The sequence below is a fragment of the Burkholderia sp. NFPP32 genome, assembly GCF_900119325.1.
In the GTDB taxonomy this organism is placed as follows: Bacteria; Pseudomonadota; Gammaproteobacteria; order Burkholderiales; family Burkholderiaceae; genus Burkholderia; species Burkholderia pyrrocinia_C.
The window spans coordinates 50164-71797 of sequence record NZ_FPJP01000007.1 but is presented as its reverse complement, the minus strand read 5'-3'; the positions used below and the strand labels follow the sequence as shown (position 1 = coordinate 71797).

Annotated in this window: 20 protein-coding genes and 1 pseudogene; 14 read left to right on the top strand and 7 right to left on the bottom strand. The window is 66.3% G+C overall.

Annotated elements, in window-relative coordinates:
• Positions 1-197 precede the first annotated feature (197 nt).
• From BT264_RS15930 to BT264_RS15905, 7 genes are all read left to right on the top strand, one after another.
• Positions 198-1445, top strand: a complete 1248-nt coding sequence (locus BT264_RS15930) for an alkaline phosphatase family protein (RefSeq protein ID WP_072438634.1) — start codon at positions 198-200, stop codon at positions 1443-1445.
• The gene (locus BT264_RS15925) at positions 1442-1684 is read left to right on the top strand and encodes a hypothetical protein (protein ID WP_072438633.1); all 243 of its coding nucleotides are present in this window, start codon (positions 1442-1444) and stop codon (positions 1682-1684) included. Before BT264_RS15930 ends, BT264_RS15925 begins: the two co-directional genes overlap by 4 nt.
• Positions 1685-1933: 249 nt before the next feature.
• Entirely contained in the window at positions 1934-2182 is a 249-nt protein-coding gene (locus tag BT264_RS15920) for a hypothetical protein (RefSeq protein ID WP_072438631.1), read from the top strand.
• Positions 2183-2194: 12 nt separating this feature from the next.
• Positions 2195-2425 carry a hypothetical protein gene (locus BT264_RS38225; RefSeq protein ID WP_143155717.1) on the top strand — a complete coding sequence of 77 codons (231 nt, stop codon included), beginning with the start codon at positions 2195-2197 and terminating at the stop codon, positions 2423-2425.
• A 180-nt stretch (positions 2426-2605) separates the two neighbouring features.
• Positions 2606-3250 (top strand): DUF1326 domain-containing protein, encoded by a 645-nt coding sequence (locus BT264_RS15915; protein ID WP_072438630.1) that lies wholly within the window; start codon positions 2606-2608, stop codon positions 3248-3250.
• Positions 3247-4038 carry a DUF2182 domain-containing protein gene (locus tag BT264_RS15910; RefSeq protein WP_072438629.1) on the top strand — a complete coding sequence of 264 codons (792 nt, stop codon included), beginning with the start codon at positions 3247-3249 and terminating at the stop codon, positions 4036-4038. Before BT264_RS15915 ends, BT264_RS15910 begins: the two co-directional genes overlap by 4 nt.
• 374 nt (positions 4039-4412) lie before the next feature.
• The gene (locus tag BT264_RS15905; protein ID WP_072467042.1) at positions 4413-5648 is read left to right on the top strand and encodes a collagen-like triple helix repeat-containing protein; all 1236 of its coding nucleotides are present in this window, start codon (positions 4413-4415) and stop codon (positions 5646-5648) included.
• 114 nt (positions 5649-5762) lie between these two features.
• Here BT264_RS15905 and BT264_RS15900 read toward each other — a convergent pair whose 3' ends face one another.
• Positions 5763-6224 (bottom strand): Lrp/AsnC family transcriptional regulator, encoded by a 462-nt coding sequence (locus BT264_RS15900; RefSeq protein ID WP_072438626.1) that lies wholly within the window; start codon positions 6222-6224, stop codon positions 5763-5765.
• A 114-nt stretch (positions 6225-6338) separates the two neighbouring features.
• Between BT264_RS15900 and BT264_RS15895 the strand changes: the two genes are divergently transcribed.
• Positions 6339-6977: a LysE family translocator gene (locus BT264_RS15895; protein WP_072438625.1), complete on the top strand. Its 639-nt coding sequence runs from the start codon at positions 6339-6341 to the stop codon at positions 6975-6977.
• Positions 6978-7471: 494 nt separating this feature from the next.
• Here BT264_RS15895 and BT264_RS15890 read toward each other — a convergent pair whose 3' ends face one another.
• The 4 genes from BT264_RS15890 to BT264_RS15875 all read right to left on the bottom strand — a co-directional run bounded on the left by BT264_RS15890 (position 7472) and on the right by BT264_RS15875 (position 10068).
• Positions 7472-7720 carry a hypothetical protein gene (locus BT264_RS15890; protein WP_072438624.1) on the bottom strand — a complete coding sequence of 83 codons (249 nt, stop codon included), beginning with the start codon at positions 7718-7720 and terminating at the stop codon, positions 7472-7474.
• 117 nt (positions 7721-7837) lie between these two features.
• Positions 7838-8812, bottom strand: a complete 975-nt coding sequence (locus BT264_RS15885) for a threo-3-hydroxy-L-aspartate ammonia-lyase (protein ID WP_072438623.1) — start codon at positions 8810-8812, stop codon at positions 7838-7840.
• A gap of 51 nt (positions 8813-8863) precedes the next feature.
• Positions 8864-9502, bottom strand: coding sequence for a helix-turn-helix transcriptional regulator (locus BT264_RS15880; protein ID WP_072438622.1), 639 nt, complete (start codon positions 9500-9502; stop codon positions 8864-8866).
• Positions 9503-9552: 50 nt separating this feature from the next.
• A complete protein-coding gene (locus BT264_RS15875) occupies positions 9553-10068 on the bottom strand; it encodes a YbaK/prolyl-tRNA synthetase associated domain-containing protein (protein WP_072439073.1) in 516 nt (171 codons plus the stop codon).
• Positions 10069-10314: 246 nt separating this feature from the next.
• Here BT264_RS15875 and BT264_RS15870 point away from each other — a divergent pair, with 246 nt between their 5' ends.
• The 4 genes and pseudogenes from BT264_RS15870 (at position 10315) to BT264_RS15855 (ending at position 15026) form a co-directional block, all read left to right on the top strand.
• Complete coding sequence (locus BT264_RS15870) at positions 10315-10503, top strand: hypothetical protein (RefSeq protein ID WP_034180926.1); 189 nt, start codon at positions 10315-10317, stop codon at positions 10501-10503.
• A gap of 499 nt (positions 10504-11002) precedes the next feature.
• Complete coding sequence (locus BT264_RS15865) at positions 11003-12148, top strand: Acg family FMN-binding oxidoreductase (protein WP_256260640.1); 1146 nt, start codon at positions 11003-11005, stop codon at positions 12146-12148.
• A 291-nt stretch (positions 12149-12439) separates the two neighbouring features.
• A pseudogene (locus tag BT264_RS15860) lies at positions 12440-12634 on the top strand (SDR family oxidoreductase); the annotation flags it as partial.
• 526 nt (positions 12635-13160) lie between these two features.
• Positions 13161-15026: a phosphoenolpyruvate carboxykinase (GTP) gene (locus BT264_RS15855; protein ID WP_072438619.1), complete on the top strand. Its 1866-nt coding sequence runs from the start codon at positions 13161-13163 to the stop codon at positions 15024-15026.
• A gap of 291 nt (positions 15027-15317) precedes the next feature.
• On the opposite strand, the gene BT264_RS15850 is transcribed toward BT264_RS15855, so the two are convergent.
• On the bottom strand, positions 15318-16982 hold the full coding sequence (locus tag BT264_RS15850) for an acid phosphatase (protein ID WP_072438617.1): 1665 nt from the start codon (positions 16980-16982) through the stop codon (positions 15318-15320).
• Between the two features lie 472 nt (positions 16983-17454).
• Here BT264_RS15850 and ftsH point away from each other — a divergent pair, with 472 nt between their 5' ends.
• Both ftsH and BT264_RS15840 read left to right on the top strand, forming a co-directional pair.
• Entirely contained in the window at positions 17455-19428 is a 1974-nt protein-coding gene (gene ftsH, locus BT264_RS15845) for an ATP-dependent zinc metalloprotease FtsH (RefSeq protein WP_072438615.1), read from the top strand.
• An 83-nt stretch (positions 19429-19511) separates the two neighbouring features.
• Positions 19512-19979 (top strand): OsmC family protein, encoded by a 468-nt coding sequence (locus BT264_RS15840; RefSeq protein WP_072438613.1) that lies wholly within the window; start codon positions 19512-19514, stop codon positions 19977-19979.
• 6 nt (positions 19980-19985) lie between these two features.
• Here BT264_RS15840 and otsA read toward each other — a convergent pair whose 3' ends face one another.
• Positions 19986-21392, bottom strand: coding sequence for an alpha,alpha-trehalose-phosphate synthase (UDP-forming) (gene otsA / locus BT264_RS15835; protein WP_072438611.1), 1407 nt, complete (start codon positions 21390-21392; stop codon positions 19986-19988).
• Positions 21393-21634: the final 242 nt, after the last annotated feature.

The following is a 21634-nucleotide window of genomic DNA, read 5'->3' as shown; positions in this document are numbered from 1 at the left end:
GCCACATCGGCAGCTGGTTGAGCACGCATGCCGCGCACGCACTGTACGTCGCTTTACGCGGATGCCGGCACGGTCGTACACTCGTCGGCAATTCGCGGCCCGCGCACGCTGTATCACCTCTCGTTTGCTTTCAATCGCCTTCAGCGCTCCCGCGACCGTGCCAGCCGGACATTCGTCGCGCGACGCCAGGAGGCGCCATGAGTGCAGACGCAGCCCCCGCATCCCCACCTGTTCAGGACCGCATCCAGCACGTGTTCGTGCTGATGCTCGAGAACCGCTCGTTCGATCACCTGTTCGCGCTGTCGGGCATCGCCGACATCGTCGCCGCGTCGCCGGGCGACAGCAATGCGTACGGCGGCGCCGTCTATCCGTTCGGCGGCGGCGCGCCCGACCGGATGCCGACCGACCCGTGCCACGAGTTCACCGACGTGCTCGAACAGCTCTGCGGCGCGGGCGTGCCGTTCGTGAAAGGGCAGGCTTATCCGGGCGTCAATAATTCGGGATTCGTGTCGAACTACGCGACGTCGCATTCCGAAGGCGCGCCGCCTCAGCCGGCCGACGCGGGCAAGATCATGCAGGGCGCCGACGTGCGGACGCACGCGCCGTCGCTGTACGCACTCGCGAATGCGTTCGTGCTGTGCGACGCGTGGCATGCGTCGATGCCGGGGCCGACCTGGCCGAACCGCTTCTTCCTGCACGGCGCGTCGTCGGCCGGGCTCGACCATTCGCCGACCAGGGAAGAAATGGGAGGGTGGGAGGCGTTCGACGGCTTCCGTTATCCGAAGGGCTCGATCTTCGGCGCGCTCGGCGACGACAACTGGCGCATCTACCAGGATCAGTCGGGCGATCCGCTCGGCCACGTGCCGCAGGTCGCGTCGCTGAAGGGCGTGAGCTTCGTCGACGTCGACGATCTCGCGCACTTCGAGGCTGATCTCGCGGCCGGCTACACGGCACGCTATACGTTCATCGAGCCCGGCTACGGCGACATCGTGCACGGCACCTACCGGAACGGCAGCTCGCAACACCCGATGGACGGGCTGGCCGGCGGCGACCAGCTCGCCGCGCACGTGTACAACGCGATCCGCAATTCGCCGGTGTGGAACCGCAGCCTGTTTGTGATCGTCTACGACGAGCACGGCGGCTTCTACGATTCGGTCAGGCCGGGCGCCGCGCCGCCGCCGAACGACGGCGCGGCCGCGACGCTGAATGCGAGCGGCTTCGGCTTCGACGTGTATGGCGTGCGCGTGCCGGCGATCGTGATTTCGCCGTGGGTCGCGGCCGGGAAGGTCGACCACACGCCGTACGATCATGCTTCGGTCGCCGCGACGCTCGAGCGGCTGTTCGGCCTCGCGCCGCTGACCGATCGCGACCGCCTCGCCAACGACCTGCTGGCGCTCGTGACGACCACCTGCCGCACCGACTGCCCGCAAAGGATTGGATCATGAGCACAACCCCGGACCCGCGTGACGCGCTGCCCGTGCGCGACGGCACGAGCCTGATCGCCTATCTGCACATCCTGAAGAAAGCGCATGCGGCGCTGGTCGGTCACGACAACGCCCATCTGCGCTTCAGCGAGATCGTGACGCGCGGGCAGGCACGGCAATACATCGAGGAGCTGATGCCGACGCTGCTGCAGGCGCGTGCGGAACACCGGCGGCGCCGGCATGGCGGGAAGCATCGCTGACGGGTATGACGGCGCACGGTTGGCGCAGTGTGAAGCCGGTGCGTGCGTGAGACAGGCCGCGATGCGTCACGCCGCCTGCCGCGCGCTGCACGCTGACTGCCGCTACCGCCGCACCCGTCAACTGAACGGCCGCGCCGGCAAACATCGCGGCGCGCAAGCCACGATGATCGGGCCGATACCGGATCGATTGCGTCACCCGTCGCCGTTGGCTTAAGATCGGCAGCAGTTCATCCCACGCCTTCAGCGCCAATGAAAACGAGCATACGCCTGCGGGTCGCCGTCATTACCTCCGCCTTTGCGGTGTTCAACGTCTACATGCACATTCAGCAGTTCATCAGCGGCTGCATGTGGGTCAGGGGCCATCAGCGCTGCAGCTTCGAAAACAGCGCGAATTTCGAAGGCTGGATGGATCTCGACCTGCTGGTCACGTGTTGCTGGGTCGCCGGCGCCGTGATGGGCTGGGTGGCTGTCGCAGAGGCGGCGAGAAAGCCGGATTAACGGGCGACACCCGTGTTCGTGTTCGACGAATCGGCTGCAACATGGCGCTCGATCGAATCGACTCTGTCAATTCGTGACTACGCGTATTCGCTGGCCAGCGGCGAAGCCGCTCTTGATTCAATCGAACCGGAAATGAACTCGCGAGCTGCTGCCGGCGGAAGAGATCTCGGCGATCCTCGGCGAGTGTTTCCGGGCGGCGCGAGTGCCGCGTGGTGTGCGATTGTCGCGTCGCTGTTCGTGTGAGATCCGGGGTGCGACGACGGTGGCCGGAACCGCCTTCGTCGAGTAGTTCGGAACGTCACGCGTGAGGCCGGAACGCACGGGTTTCACGCGTCGAACCGGGCTTCCATTCCGGCTTTGATTTCCCCAGTGCCGTGCACTAGATTCGAAGCGTTCATATGTCACCGAGCGCGAGGTGGAGTCATGACTCCGTGGGAGATTCAGGGCACCGAATTGATCAGTTGCAATTGCTCATACGGTTGTCCTTGCCAGTTCAGTGCGTTGCCGACCAACGGAAATTGCGAAGCGATGGGCGCGATTTCGATCGACAGCGGCCACTACGGCGACGTGGTGCTCGACGGCGTCAGGATCGCCGTCGTGTTTCAGTGGCCGGGGGCGGTCCACGAAGGCAAGGGGAAGTGCCAGCCGATCGTCGACGAGCGCGCCAGCCCGGCACAGCGCGAAGCGGTGCTGAAGATCATGACCGGTCAGGATACCGATCCGTTTGCGACGATGTTCTCGGTGTATGCGTCGACGCTCGAGCACGCGTTCGAGCCGATCTTCACGAAGATCGATTTCGACGTCGATGTCGATGCTCGGCGCGGCCGGATTCATGTCGACGGCGTGTTCGACGTTGCGGGCGATCCGATTCTCAACCCGGTGACGGGCGCCGAGCATCGCGCGCGAATCGACCTGCCGGACGGCTTCGAATACGAACTTGCCGAGATCGGTTCGGGCACGGGGCGCTCGCAAGGCAACATCGCGTTGACGCTCGACGGAACCTACGCGCAGTTCGCGCGGCTGCACATGAACAACCACGGGCTGATCCGGCATCGCGTCGCGGCATGACTCCGTTCGACACCTGGCTCGGGCGCGAGCGCGTCGTCACGCTGCTCGGCATGGCCGCGCTCGTCGGCGCGTGCTGGTTCTATCTGTGGACGGGCGCGGGAACCGGCATGTCGGCGCTGGAGATGACGACGGTCGCGCTCTTTCCGCATCGACTGGCGGCCGGCATGGGCAGCATGGATCCGTCGCTGCCGACCGTGATCGCGATGTGGTGGGTGATGATGATCGCGATGATGACGCCCAGCGCGGCGCCGCTCGTGATGCTGTACCGGCGCGTGCTTCGGCATCGCGGCGCGGACGGCCCGGGTGCCGCGTTCACGTCGGTGTCGCTGCTGGCCGGTTATCTGGCCGCATGGCTCGCGTTCTCGATCGGCGCGGCGTTGCTTCAGGCGCTGCTGCAGCCGGCCGGGCTGATCTCCGCAATGATGCTGTGGTCGAAGAGCGCTGTTCTTTCCGCAGTCGTTCTCGCGCTGGCCGGGCTCTATCAATTCTCGCCGCTGAAGCGCGCGTGCCTTCGGCAATGCCGCGCGCCGGCCGGTTTTCTTGTCTCGCACTGGCGTCCGGGCGTCGTCGGCAGTTTCCTGCTCGGCGCGCGCCACGGCATGTATTGCGTGGGCTGCTGCTGGTTGCTGATGGCGCTGCTGTTCGTCGGCGGCGTGATGAATGTCGTCTGGATTGCCGCGCTGTCGCTGTTCGTGTTCGCGGAAAAAATCCTGCCAGGTGGAGATCTGGTCGGGCGCGTGCTGGGCGTCGTGCTGATCGCCTGGGCCGGCGTGACGTTGATCGTTTGAACGGGGCATCCGAGTTCGCAAGTCATTCGCGATGCGCGACTTCCACACGCAGCGGAAGCGTCTTCGAGGTAACGGGAGATTTTCGATGAAGCGGTGGCATGCGCGAGGTGCCGGGGCGGGAGCAAGCGAGGTGCGGTCGCGGCCGGTTTTTCACCGCTCGTGCTACGTAACGCAGTGCCGGTGTTACGTCGGCGTCGCGGGGACGCGAGGGCGGATCGAACCGCAGGGCTAGACTCGCATGCGATGCGTCGTACCGGAAAGTGCCGTCAGGAAAGCCGCCACGGCGCGGTTGAGGAATTGTTAACGAAGCCGACGAAGATGGCATGGTAGATGCTTGCTGGAATGTTCGCGCTGAATAGCTGACGGGGACTTCCATGCAAAATCATTTCATCAAGGCGAACGTTGCGCTCGCCGCCATTGCCGCGGCGTGTGCGCTGGCGGCGTGTGGCGGCAGCGACGTTACGGCACCGAAGCTGGCCGGTAACAACGTCGGGACGAGTACGAGCGGGAGCAGTGGGACGAGCGGGAGCAGTGGGACGAGGGGGAGCAGTGGGACGAGTGGGAGCAGTGGGACGAGTGGGACCAGTGGCACGAGCGGCACGAGCGGCACAAGCGGCACGAGCGGCACAAGCGGCACAAGCGGCACAAGCGGCACAAGCGGCACAAGCGGCACAAGCGGAACAAGCGGCGCCACCAGCGGCACCAGCGGAATCGGAGGCACCAGCGGAACGAGCGGCACGCCGGGCACCAACGGTATCGTCAGCTCCGTCGGCTCGGTCGTCACGGACGTGGGCGTCACGATAGGCGGCGCGAGCCTGCCCGGCGGCGTCAGCAAGGGCGTGACTGCCGGGCCGGCCGACACGGTCACCGGCGTCGGCACGCTCGTCCGCGATACCTCGGACGCCGTGAGCAGCGGCATAGGCCAGATCGGCTTCACGGCGAACCCGGTCGGCACGACGGTCGCCGGCCTCGGCACCATCGTCGGCTCGACCAGCAACCCGGTTAATGGTCTCAGCGAAACGGTGAAGGCGCTCGGCACCGGCCCGTTGTCGCCGCTGGCGCCGATCACGACGCCGGTCGGTGGCCTGCTCGACACGGTGGCCGGCGGTCTGAAGTCGGGCGGCACCATGCTCGGCTCGGCCCTGTCGTCGGGCCCGGTCCAGCAGGCGACGCAGGCGCTCAGCACCGCGATCACCCCGCTCGTGACGACAGCAGGCCAACTCACGCAACAGGTCGGCACGGCAACCGGCCTCGGCCAGCCGGTCGCCGGCCTGCTCGGGCAGGTCGGCGGGGCCATCACGTCGGCCGGATGGAAGGTGACGTCCGCGTCGCCGCAGCCGGTCGTTAGCGGTGTCGGCGAACTCGTCCGAGCGGTCGGCAACACGGTGAGCAATGTGGGTGGGCTCGTGAACCCGAGCGGCGCGAACGGCGCGGTGCCGATCGCCGGTCTGGTGACAAGCGTGGTCGGCGGCATGCCGTGGATCGTGCATGACGGTTCCGCTACCGGCACCGGCACCGGCGGCGGCACGCCGTCGGGCAGTCTCGCCAATCCGCTCGCGCCGGTCACGTCGCTGGTGGGCGGCCTGCTCGGCGGCGCGGTCGGCAAATAGCCGATCGGCGCCGAACGTCACAGAGGCAAACGGCCGAATGACCGAATGGCGGCCGTCACCGGCCGCCAAAGGTTCAGGCAGGGATCTGTCGGTCGGCCATGAAAACCCGGCCAGCTACTTGCGGCCGTCGTCGAACTTCGACGGCGGCCGCGCCAGCCCGCGCACCGGTAGCGGCGTCGACATCACGATCGATGTGCGCGTTTCACCGTACAGGTTGATGCGTTCGATCAGCTGTTCGAGGTGGGTCATGCTGGTGGCGACGAACCGCATGACATACGAGTCGGCGCCCGTCACATGATGGCATTCGACGACTTCGGGAATCGTCTCCAGCAACTTGAGGAATTTCGCTTTCGCCGGCTGCGGCACCGTGATGCCGATAAGCGCGCTCACCGGATAGCCGGCCGCGGCCGGATTGATCCGGGCCGTGTAGCCCTCGATGATGCCGGCCGTTTCAAGGCGCTTCACGCGTTCCGTCACCGCCGGCACCGACAGATGAACCTGGCGGGCCAGCTCCGTATAGCTGATGCGGCCGTTGGCCTGTAACAGCGCGAGTATCTTCCAGTCCAGATCGTCCATCGCGGTGGTTTTTTAAGGCGGAACGGCTATTTTTCCTTAAAAACCGCATTCAGCGGCGACCGGACTTTCCCTACGATGCCTGTTCAACCCGTTGCATGTCGCAAGGAGCAGGCGATGCTGTTCATCAAGTCCGTCGTAATGGGGCTGTCGATCGCGGTACCCGTCGGCCCGATCGGCATGCTGTGCATTCAGCGCAGCCTGAGCCGCGGCTTTCAGGCAGGGTTCGCGACGGGTGTCGGTGCCGCGTGCGCCGACGCGATCTACGGCCTGCTCGGCGCGCTGGGCATCGCGGGCATCGTCACCGCATTCCCGATGCTGACCGTCGGCCTGAAGATCGGCGGCGGCGCGTTCCTCGTGTGGCTCGCGTGGACCATCGCGCGCCAGGCGCCGGCCGTGTCGGCGCTGCAACGCGACCTGCCGCGCACGACCGTCCTGCGCGATTTCCTGACGACGTTCGGCCTGACGCTGTCGAACCCGATGACGATCCTGTCGTTCGTCGGGATTTTCGCGGCACTCGGCCCGTTGTCGGGCGCGCGGGAAGGCGCGATGTGGCCGGCCGTGTCGCTGATGGTCGCCGGCGTGTTCATCGGTTCCGCAACCTGGTGGCTGTGCCTGAGCGGTGCGACCGCCGCGCTGCGCACGAAGATGTCGTTCGCGTTCATGCACGGGCTGTCGCGCGTGTCGGCCGTCGTCGTCGCGGCATTCGGCGCGATCCAGGTGGTCGCGGGCGTGCGCGGCCTTGTCTGGTCCTGAAGCGGGGCATCGCCTTTCGACCTTATATCGTCGACAGCCGTCCGCAGATGTGTGAGCAGTTCGAGCATCACGGCCGCCCGAAAGACAATCGAAATAAACCGACTTCGACGTCGTAAGGGTGAGGAGGGCCTGATGGTCTTCCTTGCACCGGGTGCAGATCGGGCCACGTCTGGTTTGTCGTTCTCAAGGAAAGATCACTCTGGGTGATCTTTTTTCTTTCTGATCAAACCCGTTAATGACTTGGCGAAAGATCGGTTTCGATGCGGCGGGTGTCGTCGAAGCGGTCGGCGGCGCCGAGCGGCAACACGCTCGTATCGATTGCCGAACGGCTCGGCCGGCGCGCATTGCGCGTGCCGAGTTTCGACAGTCGGAATCACTGTACGGAGAACTGAATATGCTCGGCGCACCGACGACATCCTCGCTGCGCGCGATCCGTCGCTGCCGTCGTTCCGACAATGACGACCGCGCGCGGCAGCGCCGGCCGGCACGCGCCGTTACATGCGGGTGCCGGTGTGCGTGCGGCCGCTCGGGTCGCCGCCGCGGTCGGGCGGCGTATTGTTCTGATCGATCTTCGCGAGCACGAAGCCGGCGGCCGGCAACGCGCCGGGCGAACGATGGGGCACCTGCGCGACTGCGTCGTGCGGCGATGCGGCGGGAAAACCGGCTGACGTAACGCCCGGTTGAGCGAACGCCGAAAGGGAAACGGCCGCCAGGGCGGCGGCGACGATCGCGTGCGTGTTCATGGTGGCTCCTTCACGACTGACTTCAGGACAACGTAATCAGTTTAGGGCGCGAAACTTAACGCGACGTGAAGGAGCGGCGGCGCGCAGATGACAGGATGTTCATGCGCGCCGCGACGTTCATGCCGATGTCGATACCAGCGCGCAGAAGTTCTCGAGATCGACGTTGCCGCCGCTGATCACCACGCCGACACGCTTGCCTTGCAGCTGGTCCTTCATCCGTCGCACGGCGGCGAACGACAGGCAGCCGGTCGGCTCGACGACAATCTTCATACGCGTCGCGAAAAAGCGCATGCAGTCGACGAGTTCGGCGTCCGTCGCGGTGAGGATGTCGTCGACGTCGCGGCGGATGATCGGGAACGTCAGGTTGCCGAGGTGCTGCGTTTGCGCGCCGTCGGCGATCGTGCGCGGCGTGTCGATATGCACGATCGCGCCCGACCGGAACGATTGCTGGCCGTCGTTACCGGCTTCCGGCTCGACGCCGTACAACGTCGCGTGCGGCGACAGCGCACGCGTGGCCAGCGCGGTGCCCGACAGCAGCCCGCCGCCGCCGAGCGGCGTGAATACCGCGTCGAGCGGCCCGACTTCGTCGAACAGCTCCTTCGCCGCCGTGCCCTGGCCGGCGATCACGTCCGGATGGTCGTAGGGCGGGATCAGCGTGAGCCCGTGCTTCTCCGCGAGATCGCGCCCGATCTGCTCGCGATCCTCGGTGTAGCGGTCGTAGGTCACGACGTTGCCGCCATAGCCGCGCGTCGCGGCCATCTTCGCGGCCGGCGCATCCTGCGGCATCACGATCGTCGCCGGGATGCCGAGGATGCGCGCCGACAGCGCGATCGCCTGCGCATGGTTGCCGGACGAGAATGCGACGACACCATTGCGGCGCTGCTCGGCGTCGAAGCGCGACAGCGCGTTGAATGCGCCGCGGAACTTGAATGCGCCCATGCGCTGCAGGTTCTCGCACTTGAAGAACACCTGCGCGCCGAGCGCCTCGTCGATCGTCCGCGACGTCATCACCGGCGTGCGGTGCGCATGGCCTTCGAGCCGGGCCGCGGCGGCGGCAACGTCGTCGTACGTGGGGAGAGTCGGAGAGTTCATGGTCGTTCGAGGGTCGGAAAGTTTAGTCAACATGAAAGCAGCGCGCTTGTTTCATTTCGCATCGTTGTACACGGTCGCGCGCGATACGCCGAGGTGCTGCGACACGATCTCCATCGCGCGGCGCACTTCGAGAAAGCCGTCGGCCTTCAGCGTCTGCATCAACTCGCGGCGCTGGTCGGTCTTCAGTTCGCGCGGCGTCGTCGCGAGGCGCGTCGCGAACGCGTCGATGCGTTGCCGGATCGCGTCCGCGCCGGCCGGGTCGAGCGTTTCGGCGACGGTGTCGCCATCCGTGCTGCAGAACTGGTTCAGCATGCCCTGGAAGCCGCGGAACAGCGTGACGTCGGCATTCAGGCACAGCGCGGCCACGTAGCGCCCGGTCGAATCCTTGATGCCGATCGACGTGCTTTTCGCGGTGCGACCGTCGGCGAAGCGGTTCGGGTAGTTCGCGAGCACCTGCGGGAAATCGTCGTCCTCGATGCGGGCGAGGCCGAGCTCGGTCGCGGGGTCTCCGACCGCGCGTCCGGACAGGTTGTTGTGGATCGCGAGGATCGCGTGCTTCGGCGTGCGCAGGTCGTGGACCACGACCTCGGTGAACGGCGCGAACATCTCACCGAGCCCTTCGGCGATGCGCTGCACCTGTTCGATCAGCGATGCCTGCTCCGACTGTGCTTTGTTTCGGGTGGTGGTCATGGTGGGCTCGCGTTCAGGTTTCGGATCGATGCGACGGTTTCGGGAAACGGTCAACCGGCGTGTTCCTGGTCGGCTGTCGTTTCCGGCCGCGTGATGTCGGCCAGCAACGGGCGCGCGATCCGCACGTAGTCGGCCGCGTCGAGCACGACCGAGCGGTCGAGGCGGCCCGCGTTGAACGCGATCTCGTTATTGCGTTCGACCAGCGCGGGATCGACGACGAGCGCCACGTTTCCATCGAACACGAACGGCGGCACGGCGCCCATCACGCAGCGGGTAACGGCGGCCGCGACATCGGGCGACGCGAGCGTCGCCTTGCGGCGGCCGACGGCATCGGCGACCTTGCGGAAATCGATCTTCAGGTGGCCGGGGATCACGGCGAGCGCGGTCGTGTCGCCACCGTCCTTGAACGTGCACAGCATCGCCTTCGCGCCCTGTTCGGGGCGCGTGCCGCGGATTGCAGCGATTACGTCGGATTTACCTTCCGCCGGGTGCTCCAGCACGCGGAAACGGGCGCCGGACGTGGTCAGCAGGTCGCAAAGCGTGTCGAAAACGGGGTAGTCGTTCATGTCGCTCATGTCGTTCCGGGCGGATTGGTCGATGGATTGTCCAATTATAGACGTTTTGTCATGATGGCAAGCGTTTATCGCTGAACTGGTCCTTTGGCGCATGCCGGATGACCTTTGGCGTAACTGCGATCACGGAGGACGACGAATCTTGACGGCAGATCAATTCGACTGTCGGGGTTGCATACGGAATCGTGGAAGCTAGACTGGAAGTTCCCCATGCAAACCATGGAGGGAGGCATGACGACCATGACGACCATCTACGTCGTGAAGACCGGTGAGCAGTTCCTCTGCACCGGCGAGGATGGCGACATCGGCATGGCACCGGTGATTGAAGACGCCATGTCCTTTCTGTCGTATGAGGAAGCGAAAAAAGCGGCGAACGAGAACGCCGACCCAGGATACGAAATCGTGACCGTCGACATCACCGTCCGCTGACGCGGAGTTCGTTTCCCCAGCGACCTAGCCGGGTGCATCGGCAATCGGAAACTCCTTCGACTCGCTTGACTCGTGTCAAGAGCGCCAGCCCGCCGTGCAGCATGATATGCATGTGAAGAGAAAAGCTGGCCGCTTCAAACACTGAGATTGAAAGAGTACGCACGATGCGAAAGGAAGGCCCGGCAGAGCATGCCGGCTCCCGCTCACGATACTTTTGCCGCGGTTGGCGCCCGGCACTGTATGGCAGGATGTGGACCCGAATCCATGCGTGTAGAAGTAGCCGGCTAGCTGCACATGTCCTTGTACCCGTTGCAGTTGAAGGTGAACGATATTTTGTATCGCCTTCGCCTACGGTTCGCAATTGGTCCCCAAGCGTGAATTGACTTCGGAAAACTTGCAAGTTGGAAGCACAACTCACGATGAACTCTTTTCATCGCCATGATTTTGCGGACTCGCGAGTTCTCGCGGCGCTGCCCCTCGTAACTTCGGCGCTACGCGAGTGCATTCAACGAAGTGGGCTGCCTGCATCAAGGCAGGCCGCAACTACGTTCTCGTGAACCGGCGGGGTTTCATCGTCGGCGCCAGCGGCGGCGCCCTGATGATGGCGGGCGGCGCCGTCGCGTGGATGTCGACTGTGGGTTCAATGGTCGACTACGAGGCCTATGCAAACGGCCTGCGCGCCGGTCTGACGATGCCGGCGGACATACGCGGCCTCCTCCGCTATGCAACGCTCGCCGCCAACAGTCACAATACGCAGCCTTGGCGTTTTCGCGTCGGTGAAGGGACCATCGACGTTCTGCCGGACTTCTCGCGGAGGACACCGGCTGTCGATCCAGATGACCATCATTTGTTCGTGAGCCTGGGATGCGCAGCGGAAAACCTCGCCATCGCGGCTGCAGCGACAGGGCGGCCCGGCGAGCTCCAGATGAATCCGGACGGCGACTGGGCACGTTATGCATTCGTGAGCGGATCAATGAGGACGAGTCCGCTTTATGCCGCGATTACCAGGCGACAATCGACCCGCACCGAATATGACCGGCGTCCTGTTCCTGTCGCCGAGCTTGCATTGCTCGAACAGGCAGCGGCCATGCCCGGCGTCCACTTGATAGTCCTCACCGACCGGACGCGGGTCAACAAGGTCAAGGATCTGGTCGTGGCCGCCAACGGCGTTCAAATGGAAGATCTGGCCTTCCTGGCCGAACTGGAGCAGTGGATCCGCTTCAACCCGCGCAGCGCCATGATGTCGGGCGATGGGCTGTTCTCCGCTACGAGCGGGAATCCCGTGCTGCCGAGCGCTTTCGGCCGCTTCGCGTTCGAACGTTTTTTCACCGCCCGCACCGAGAACGACAAATACGCCCGCCAGATCGATTCGTCGGCCGGCATCGCCGTGTTCGTCGGCGATCGGGCAGACAGGGCGCATTGGTTCAAGGTCGGCCAGGCTTGCCAGCGCTTCGCGCTCACGGCGACGAACCTTGGGATCAAGGTCGCCTTCGTCAATCAACCCGTTGAAGTCGCGCGCTTTCGCTCTGAACTGGCGGCCCTTGTCGGCCAGGCCGGTCGGCGGCCGGATATTGTCCTGCGCTTCGGCTACGGGGCGACGCTGCCTTTCTCACCCCGCCGTCCCGTAGAGGCGGTGCTGGCTTGATGTCATCGATCTCGCCGAGCGGTTGACGTCGGGCAAGCACGCGTAAAGGGATGACGGATGACTGAGTGTTAAGGAACGCGAGCTGCGCGTGCACCGTGCGGCTCCATTGATTGTGCGCGGCCTGTGCGTCGCGCCACAAATACCGGTACTTCAGCTGCCGGATCTGCTCGTATTCATGGAGCGTGCGGGTCGTGTCGTCCATCGCCGTATCTCGTGGTGGTGTCGTTCGATGGCAGGAACGAAGGCGCCTGCATCACATCGTCTGTTCGGACGAAAGCCGCGCACGCATGCGATGCGATTCATCCGGACGGCGTGAACACCGCGATGTCGAACCCGACCGGCGCGCCGCTCGAGGAGATCAACAAGCACTGTGCGAACGTGCCGCTGCAGCGCGTCGGCCTGCCCGACGAGATTGCACGCGCGACGTTGTTCCTCGCGAGCGACGAAGCGTCGTATTACCCCGGATTGCCGGGCGCGCTGTTTTGAGCAGGGGCGTACATCACGCGTTGGAGCACGATGTTTGTGTACGCAACCTAATTCAGGGTTTGCCTGAGTAGCGAAAACGAGAATTCGCCGGGCGCGCATGTGCAATTTTCATGCGCGCAGCCGGCGAGCCGAACTTGCCGCTTTCGCCAAACGCTTGTCCGACGGACGTTCCCCGCGTTTCGTCCCCGACAGCGATCGCATCGACGCAGTCGAGATGACTTTCCTGCAACACATGTGCCTGCACGTCGTGACAGTTGTTTCTTGTTGCAACGCAACGCCCGCTCGATAACGGCGATGGTATGCTGGCCGGCATGGAAGTTGTAAGGCAGGTTGCTGGCATGGCGAAACTCGCGTTCGCATCTTCTAACGAGACATCACATCCTCTCGCCCGCATCGCGGCATCGACACGCGCACAGCTCGCGTGCCCCGCGTTGCGCGTTGCTGCGTCCTGCATTCCGATCGCATTCCCATCTGGCGGGTTCACCCCGCATCCCCCATTCCCGTCCAATAATCTGGAGACATCCCCATGTCGCAAAACAATCTGGCCGAAGCAACGTACGGCCCGCTGATCGCTCCGCCGGCTTTCGTCAAGCATCGCAAGCTGATCGACTGGGTGTCGCGCATCGCGGCGCTCACGGAGCCCGATCGCGTCGTGTGGTGTGACGGTTCGCAGGAGGAATACGACGCGCTGTGCCAGGCCATGGTCGACCAGGGCACGCTTACGCGCCTGAACCCGGCGAAGCGCCCGAACTCGTATCTCGCGCAATCCGATCCGTCCGACGTTGCACGTGTCGAGGATCGCACGTTCATCTGTGCGGAATCGCGTGACGACGTCGGCCCGACCAACAACTGGGTCGCGCCCGCCGAAATGCGCGAGACGCTCAACGAGCTGTTCCGCGGCTCGATGCGCGGCCGCACGCTGTACGTGGTGCCGTTTTCGATGGGGCCGCTCGGCTCGCCGATCGCGCACGTCGGCGTCGAACTGTCCGACAGCCCGTACGTCGTGGCGAACATGCGGATCATGACGCGCATGGGCCGCGACGTGTACGACGTGCTGGGCGAGGACGGCGAGTTCGTGCCGTGCGTGCACAGCGTCGGCCATCCCCTCGAAGCAGGCGAGCAAGACGTGCGGTGGCCGTGCAACCCGGTCAAGTACATCGTGCATTTCCCCGAGACGCGCGAGATCTGGAGCTTCGGTTCGGGCTACGGCGGCAACGCGCTGCTCGGCAAGAAGTGCTTCGCGCTGCGCATCGCGTCGACGATGGGCCGCGACCAGGGTTGGCTCGCCGAGCACATGCTGATCCTCGGCGTGACGTCGCCGGCCGGCAAGAAGTATCACGTCGCGGCCGCGTTCCCGTCCGCGTGCGGCAAGACCAACTTCGCGATGCTGATTCCGCCGCAGGGCTTCGACGGCTGGAAGGTCACGACGATCGGCGACGACATCGCGTGGCTGAAACCGGGCCGCGACGGCCGCCTGTATGCGATCAACCCGGAAGCCGGCTTCTTCGGCGTCGCGCCGGGCACCGGCGTGAAAACCAACCCGAACGCGATCTCGACGCTGAAGGAAAACGTGATCTTCACGAACGTCGCGCTGACGGAAGACGGCGACGTGTGGTGGGAAGGGCTGACCGACGCGCCGCCCGCGAAGCTGACCGACTGGCAGGGCAACCCTTGGACGCCGGAAATCGGCAAGGAAACGGGCCGCAAGGCCGCGCATCCGAATTCGCGCTTCACGGCGCCGGCCGCGCAGTGCCCGTCGATCGACGCGGACTGGGAGAACCCGGCCGGCGTGCCGATCGATGCGTTCATCTTCGGCGGCCGCCGCTCGACGACGGTACCGCTCGTGACCGAGGCGCGCGACTGGGTCGAAGGCGTGTACATGGCCGCGACGATGGGCTCGGAGACGACCGCCGCGGCAGTCGGCCAGCAGGGCATCGTGCGCCGCGACCCGTTCGCGATGCTGCCGTTCTGCGGCTATAACGTCAGCGATTATTTCGCGCACTGGCTGAAGCTCGGCAAGCAGCTCGAAGGCGCGGGCGCGACGTTGCCGAAGATCTACTGCGTGAACTGGTTCCGCAAGGACGCGAACGGCAAGTTCGTATGGCCTGGCTTCGGCGAGAACATGCGCGTGCTGAAGTGGATGCTCGACCGTCTCGAAGGCACCGGTGGCGGCGGCGAACATGCGTTCGGCGTGTCCCCCGCTTATGAAGACCTGCACTGGGACGGGCTCGATTTCACGCGCGAGCAGTTCGCCGCGGTGACGTCGATGAACGCCGACGAATGGCGCGAGGAACTGAAGCTGCACGCGGCGCTGTTCGACATGCTGAAGCTGCGCTTGCCGGCTGAAATGACCGACACGATGAAGAAGATCGAGCAGCGCCTCGGCGGCTGACGATCCGCAACGATGCATTGACCCTGACGTCCCGCCGCCGGCTTCCATCGCCGGCGGCGGGACGTTTTGCATCGATGCCGTTTCTCTATCCGCATCTCGCGAAATGCGACGCGGCGGGCCTGTCCACGACGGACATACGCCGCGCACGCGGTGCGCGACGCATTGCGCCGCGCCGCGTAGCGTGGCCGCAAATGCACGACGCCCCGGGCAATCGATCGCATTGCCCGGGGCGTCGTCGTTTCAAGCGGCGAACCGGTGAACCGGTGAACCGGCCAAGCGACCAACCGGCCGTCAGCCGAGATCGAGCGCGTTGGTGAGATCGCCGGGCGGCGTCTCGCCGCGCGCGGCGAACGCGTTGTTGCGCGCGGCCACGCCGTCGAGTGGCGCGAGCCCGTGTACGCGGCTGATGAAGCGCAGGATCGAGTTCGTGTCGTACAGCGTGTGATCGACGAAGCCCTTCTTCGCGAACGGCGAGATCACGAGCGCCGGAATCCGCGAGCCCGGCCCCCAGCGGTCGCCGACCGGCGGCGCGACGTGATCCCACCAGCCGCCGTTCTCGTCGTGCGTCATCACGATCACGGTGTTGTCCCATTGCGGCCCGCGCCGGATATGGTCGATCACGGTCGCGATGTGGCGGTCGCCCGATTCGATGTCCGCGTAGCCCGCGTGCATGTTCAGGTTGCCCTGCGGCTTGTAGAACGTGACGGCCGGCAGGCGCCCCGCATCGATGTCGGCGATGAAGCGGTTCGTCGACGGCTCGTCGCCGAGCCCTGCATCACGAAGGTGCCGTTGGCGCGCGGCGGTGCCCGGCGCGTAGTTGCGGAAGTAGTTGAACGGCTGGTGGTGGTACTGGAAATCGGGCACGGCGCCCGTGTCGCGATGCTCGAGCGCGTATTGCCACGCGCCGCTGTACCACGCCCAGTCGATGTTCTTCTCCGACAGGCGATCGCCGATCGTCGCGTAGCCCTGCGGCGGCAGTACGCGATGGTCGGCCGGATCCGCATACGCGGCGTTGCCCGGGTCGGGCGGCGGCACGTAGCTCGGCTGGTACGGCGGCGCCATCGTGTTCACGCCGTAGCCGTCGGGCGTCAGCGGACCGTCGCCCGCGAACTTCGGCGGGCCGTCGAGCGCGGATGCCGGCGAATCGGCGGCGAGCGCGAGGCGCGTGCCGGCCGGATCGTCGCCTTCGACCTTCGACAGCAGCTTCGCCGCATGCGGATGCTTGTGCGCGTCCGGATACAGCGGCGCCTGCGCGGAAATCAGGAACATGTGGTTCAGCCACGAACCGCCGAAGGCTGCCATGAAGAAGTTGTCGCACAGCGTGTATTGCCGCGCGAGATTCCACAGCCGCAGCGTGTCGGCCGAATTGCGGTAATGGCCCATCACGAGGCCGCCCGAATCGGCCCATGCGGCGAACTGGTTGTTGCGGCCGGCCGCGATCTGCATCTGGTTCTGATAGAAGCGGTGCCACAGGTCGCGCGTGATCACGCCGTTCGGCAGCGGCTTGCCCTGCGCGTCGGCGATCCGGAACGGCGCGTTCGGCAGCTTGTCGATGTCGCGCTCGGCGATCGCGTAGCGCTTGCCGTCCACTTCCTGCGCCTGCGGCACGAGCCCGCCCCAGATCTTCGGCAGCACGGGCAGCGGCGTCCTGCCGTCGCGGTCGAGCTGCCGCGCGTGCTCGGGCCGCACCTCGCTCAACGGATGGCGCACACCCGGGAAATCGCCGTACAGGTTCGCGAAGCTGCGGTTTTCCGCATAGATCACGACGATGTGGCGCACGCGCTGACGCAACGCTTCGTCGATGCGCTGGTCGGCGGCGGAGCGCGGCGCGCTGCCCGGCGTGGTTTCACAGCCGCCGAGCGCGACACCGGCACCGAGCGCGGCGAGGCCGCCGAGTACGCGGCGGCGGTCGGGATCGGCGGGAAGGTCGTCGGGGCGATCGGGGGTGTCGGTCACGTCGTGGGCTCCTCGAATGGGCAGGTTGGCGGTGTGGATCGATACACGGCCGCGTCGCTCGGGCTGCCGCGATGCGAAACGGACAGCAACGGCCGGCGTCGCGCAAAAGCAGGTGCGATGCAACTGTCACACAAATGTCATGAACGCGACTATAACGCGGCGGGTGCCGCCGACGAAAGGTGTTTGTCGGACAATTCGACTTGCGCGGCGGGCGATGCGCGACGCCCGCGCGCGAGCTAGACTGAATTCAGGGGCGGCGCGTCGCGGCGTGCCGCCCGGGCGACGATCGCCCGACGGTGCCGGCCGACGGCGCCGCCGCGGCGTCATCGATGCGACGAACCGAGGCGACACAGCGAGACGACGATGACGCGGATGAATGCCGCTTCCGCATGGCTGCCGATGCCGCGCGCCGGTCGCGTGCGGTTGTCGGAGTGAGTGCGCGCCGCACCGTGCGTGCGGCTGGTCCGATGCCATGGACAGGAAATTCGACTACCCGGGATTGCTGATCGCGGCGGGCTTCTTCGTGCTGTTCGCCGCGCAGTTGCTGATGCTGCACCCGGCGTCGGCGTCGATCGCGTACAGCGATTTCCACCGTCTCGTCGCCGCGCGGCTCGTCGACGATCTCGAGGTCGGCCCCGCGTCGATCACGGGCACGCTGAAGATGCCGCAGGCCGGCACGATGCTGCCGGCGTCCGAAGCCGCGGCCGTGCAGCAGGCCGGCGCGCCGTGGCGCTTCACGACTAACCGCGTGACCGACGAGCATCTGACCGACACGCTGACCGCCGCCGGCATCCGCTATCACGGCACGCCCGACACGGGCTGGATCGCGTCGCTCGCCTCGTGGCTGCTGCCGCTCGTGCTGTTCGTGTTCGTGTGGAACATGATGCTGCGCAGGCGCGGCGGGCTGCAGGATTTCACCGGGATGGGCAAGAGCCGCGCGCGCGTGTACGTGCAGCAGGAAACCGGCATCACGTTCGACGACATCGCGGGCATCGACGAGGCGAAGGCCGAGCTGCAGCAGCTCGTCTCGTTCCTGCGCAACCCCGACCGCTACCAGCGGCTCGGCGGCAAGATCCCGAAGGGCGTGCTCGTCGTCGGCGCGCCGGGCACCGGCAAGACGCTGCTCGCGCGCGCGGTGGCCGGCGAGGCGGCCGTGCCGTTCTTCTCGATCAGCGGCTCGGCGTTCGTCGAGATGTTCGTCGGCGTGGGCGCCGCGCGTGTGCGCGACCTGTTCGAGCAGGCGCAGCAGAAGGCGCCGTGCATCGTGTTCGTCGACGAGCTCGATGCGCTCGGCAAGGTGCGCGGCGTCGGCCCGATGTCGGGCAACGACGAACGCGAGCAGACGCTCAATCAGCTGCTCGTCGAGATGGACGGCTTCCAGGCCGGCTCCGGCGTGATCATCATGGCCGCGACGAACCGGCCGGAGATTCTCGATCCCGCGCTGCTGCGGCCCGGCCGCTTCGATCGCCACATCGCGATCGACCGGCCCGACGTGAACGGCCGCCGGCAGATCCTCGGCGTGCACGTGAAGCGCGTGAAGCTCGCAGCCGAGGTCGACCTCGGCGAACTCGCGTCGCGCACGCCGGGCTTCGTCGGCGCTGATCTCGCGAACGTCGTCAACGAGGCCGCGCTGCATGCGGCCGAACTCGGCAAGCCGGCGATCGGCATGGCCGACTTCGACGAGGCGATCGACCGCGCGTTGACGGGCCTCGAGCGCAAGAGCCGCGTGATGAACGCGCAGGAGAAGCTGACCATCGCGTATCACGAGGCCGGCCATGCGCTCGTCGCGGAAAGCCGCGCGCATTGCGATCCGGTGAAGAAGGTGTCGATCATTCCGCGCGGCGTCGCCGCGCTCGGCTATACGCAGCAGGTGCCGACCGAGGATCGCTACGTGCTGCGCAGGAGCGAGCTGCTCGACCGGATCGACGCGCTGCTCGGCGGGCGCGTCGCCGAAGAACTCGTGTTCGGCGACGTGTCGACGGGCGCGCAGAACGATCTCGAACGCGCGACCGCGATGGCGCGCCACATGGTCATGCAGTACGGGATGAGCGAGAAGATCGGGCTCGCGACGTTCGACGACGGCGATGCGCGCCAGGGCATGCCCGGCGCATGGCATGCGGGCGCCGGACGCTGCAGCGAGCACACGGCCCGGATGATCGACGACGAGGTGCACGCGCTGCTGGCCGACGCGCATGCGCGGGTCGCGGCGACGCTCGGCGAACGTCGCGATGCGCTCGAACGTATCGCGCGACGGCTGCTGCAATGCGAAGTGCTCGAACGCGACGCGCTGCAGGCGCTTATCGACGGGCGCATCGAACCGTCGTCCGCGGCGGCGGCAGCCGACGGCGATGCCGGTCCGCGCGGCGACGCGCTCGCGCCGGAGCAGGCGTCGGCGGTCGAGCGCGATTTCGTCGCGTACGGGCCGCCGCGCGAACCCGAACGCTGAACGCGCCGCAATCCTGCGGCCGGCGCGTGTCGATGCGGCGACGCGCCGGAATTCCTTTCCCTCTTTCCAGCTACGGAGTCGCCATGAGCGAGGCGCACGTATCGGTCGAAGTCGCGCAGCAGGCGCGATTCGGCTTCGAAGTCAGGTTTGCCGGCACGACGCTGTCGCCGGTGCTCATCGATGAACCGCCGCCGCTCGGCGACGGGCGCGGGCCGAATCCGATCCGGCTGCTTGCCGCGTCGGTCGCGAGCTGTCTCGCGGCGAGCCTGCTGTTCGCGCTGAACCGGCAGCATGTCGATCCGGAGCCGGTCACCGCGCGGATCGACGTCGACATGGCGCAGAACGAAGCGGGCAGGGTGCGCGTGAGCGCGATGGCGGTGCGGCTGTCGATCGGCAAGACGTGGGCCGATCTCGCGGCGGCGACGCGCGTGCTCGATCAGTTCGATGCGTATTGCGTGGTGACCGAGAGCATACGTGCGGGCATCCCGATCTCGGTCGATGTGTGCGACGTGAACGGCGCGGCGCTCGAATACGCGGCGACGGACATGTGAGTGCGGTCAGTGCTCGGTGGCCGCCGCGACTTCGGCCGCTTCGGCGAGCGCTTCGAGAAAACGCGTGCGCCACCAGTGCACGTCGGTCTTGCGCACGATCGCCATCAACGCGGAGTGGCGCTGGCGGCGTTCTTCGAGGGGCATCGTCAGCGCGCGCTGGATCGCCTGCGCGGTGCCTTGCGTGTCGTACGGATTGACGAGCAGCGCCGGCTTCAATTGCTCGGCCGCACCCGCGAAACGCGACAGCACGAGCACGCCCGGGTCGGCCGCGTCCTGCGCGGCGAGGAACTCCTTCGCAACGAGATTCATCCCGTCGCGCAGCGGCGTGACGAGCGCGACGCGGCTCGCGCGATACAGGCCCGGCAAGCGCTTGCGCGCGACGGTGCGGTGAATGTAGCGCATCGGCATCCATTCGAGTTCGCCGTAGTCGCCGTTGATCGCGCCGCACAGGCTGTCCATCTCGCGCCGCAGGTCGTCGTACGCGCCGAGATCCTCGCGGCTCGGCGCGGCGATCTGGATCAGCGTCGCGCGGTTGCGGTTCTCCGGATACTGCTCGAGCAACTGGCGGAACGCATGCACGCGCTGCGGCAGCCCCTTCGTGTAGTCGAGCCGGTCGACGCCGACCAGCAACTGGCGGCGCGAATATTCATCGCGCATCCGGTCGAACATGTCGATGCCGTCGCGATCGCGGGCGAGCGACTCGAACTCGTCGACGTTGATGCCGATCGGAAACGCGCCGGCCGACAGCGTGCGGCCGAACGCGCGCAGGCGACCGTCCGGCAGCCGCGCGGCGCCGGCTTCCGCTTCGACGTAATGTTCGAAGTGGAGCAGATCCGATTCGGTCTGGAAGCCGACGAGGTCGTACGCGAACAGCGAGCGCATCAGCCATTCGTGTTCGGGGATCGCGGCCATGATCGGCGGCGGCGGCATCGGGATGTGCAGGAAGAAGCCGATCGGATTCGTGCAGCCCATCGCGCGCAGTTCGGCGGCGAGCGGAATCAGCTGGTAGTCGTGCACCCAGACGATGTCGTCGGGGCGCAGCAGCGTGCGCAGCTTGCGCGCGAACAGCTGGTTCACGCGCCGGTAGCCGTCGGCGAAGCGCCGGTCGAACTGCGCGAGATCGAGCCGGTAGTGGAACACCGGCCACAGCACGTTGTTCGAATAGCCGAGGTAGTAAGCGTCGTAGTCCTGCGGGTCGAGGTCGATCGTCGCGAGCTGGATCCCGCCGACGTTCTGGATCTGCACCTCTTCGCCCTGCGAGGGCTGATCGTCGGCGCCGCGCAGCCTGCCGCTCCAGCCGAACCAGACGCCGCCGGTTTCCTGCAGGCTGTCCTTCACGGCGACGGCGAGGCCGCCGGCCGCGGCTTTACGGGGATCTGCGATGCGATTGGATACGACGACGAGACGGCTCACCAGCTCTCCTGACGATTGTTGGGGGAAGGTTCGTGCGGCCGGGGCGCGAAGCGGACGCCGCCATCGGCGCGCTGCGCGCGATGCGATGGGGCCGCAATGCGATCGGACGGGAATCAGGGCACGCGATTCGCCGTCCGAACGGGGAGTGCTTTTTTTAGGATACTCGTCATTCGCCAGTTTTAAAAGTCTGCATCGGCGCAGGGGAAACGGCGAGATGCGGCACGATGTGCGCCGCATCTCGC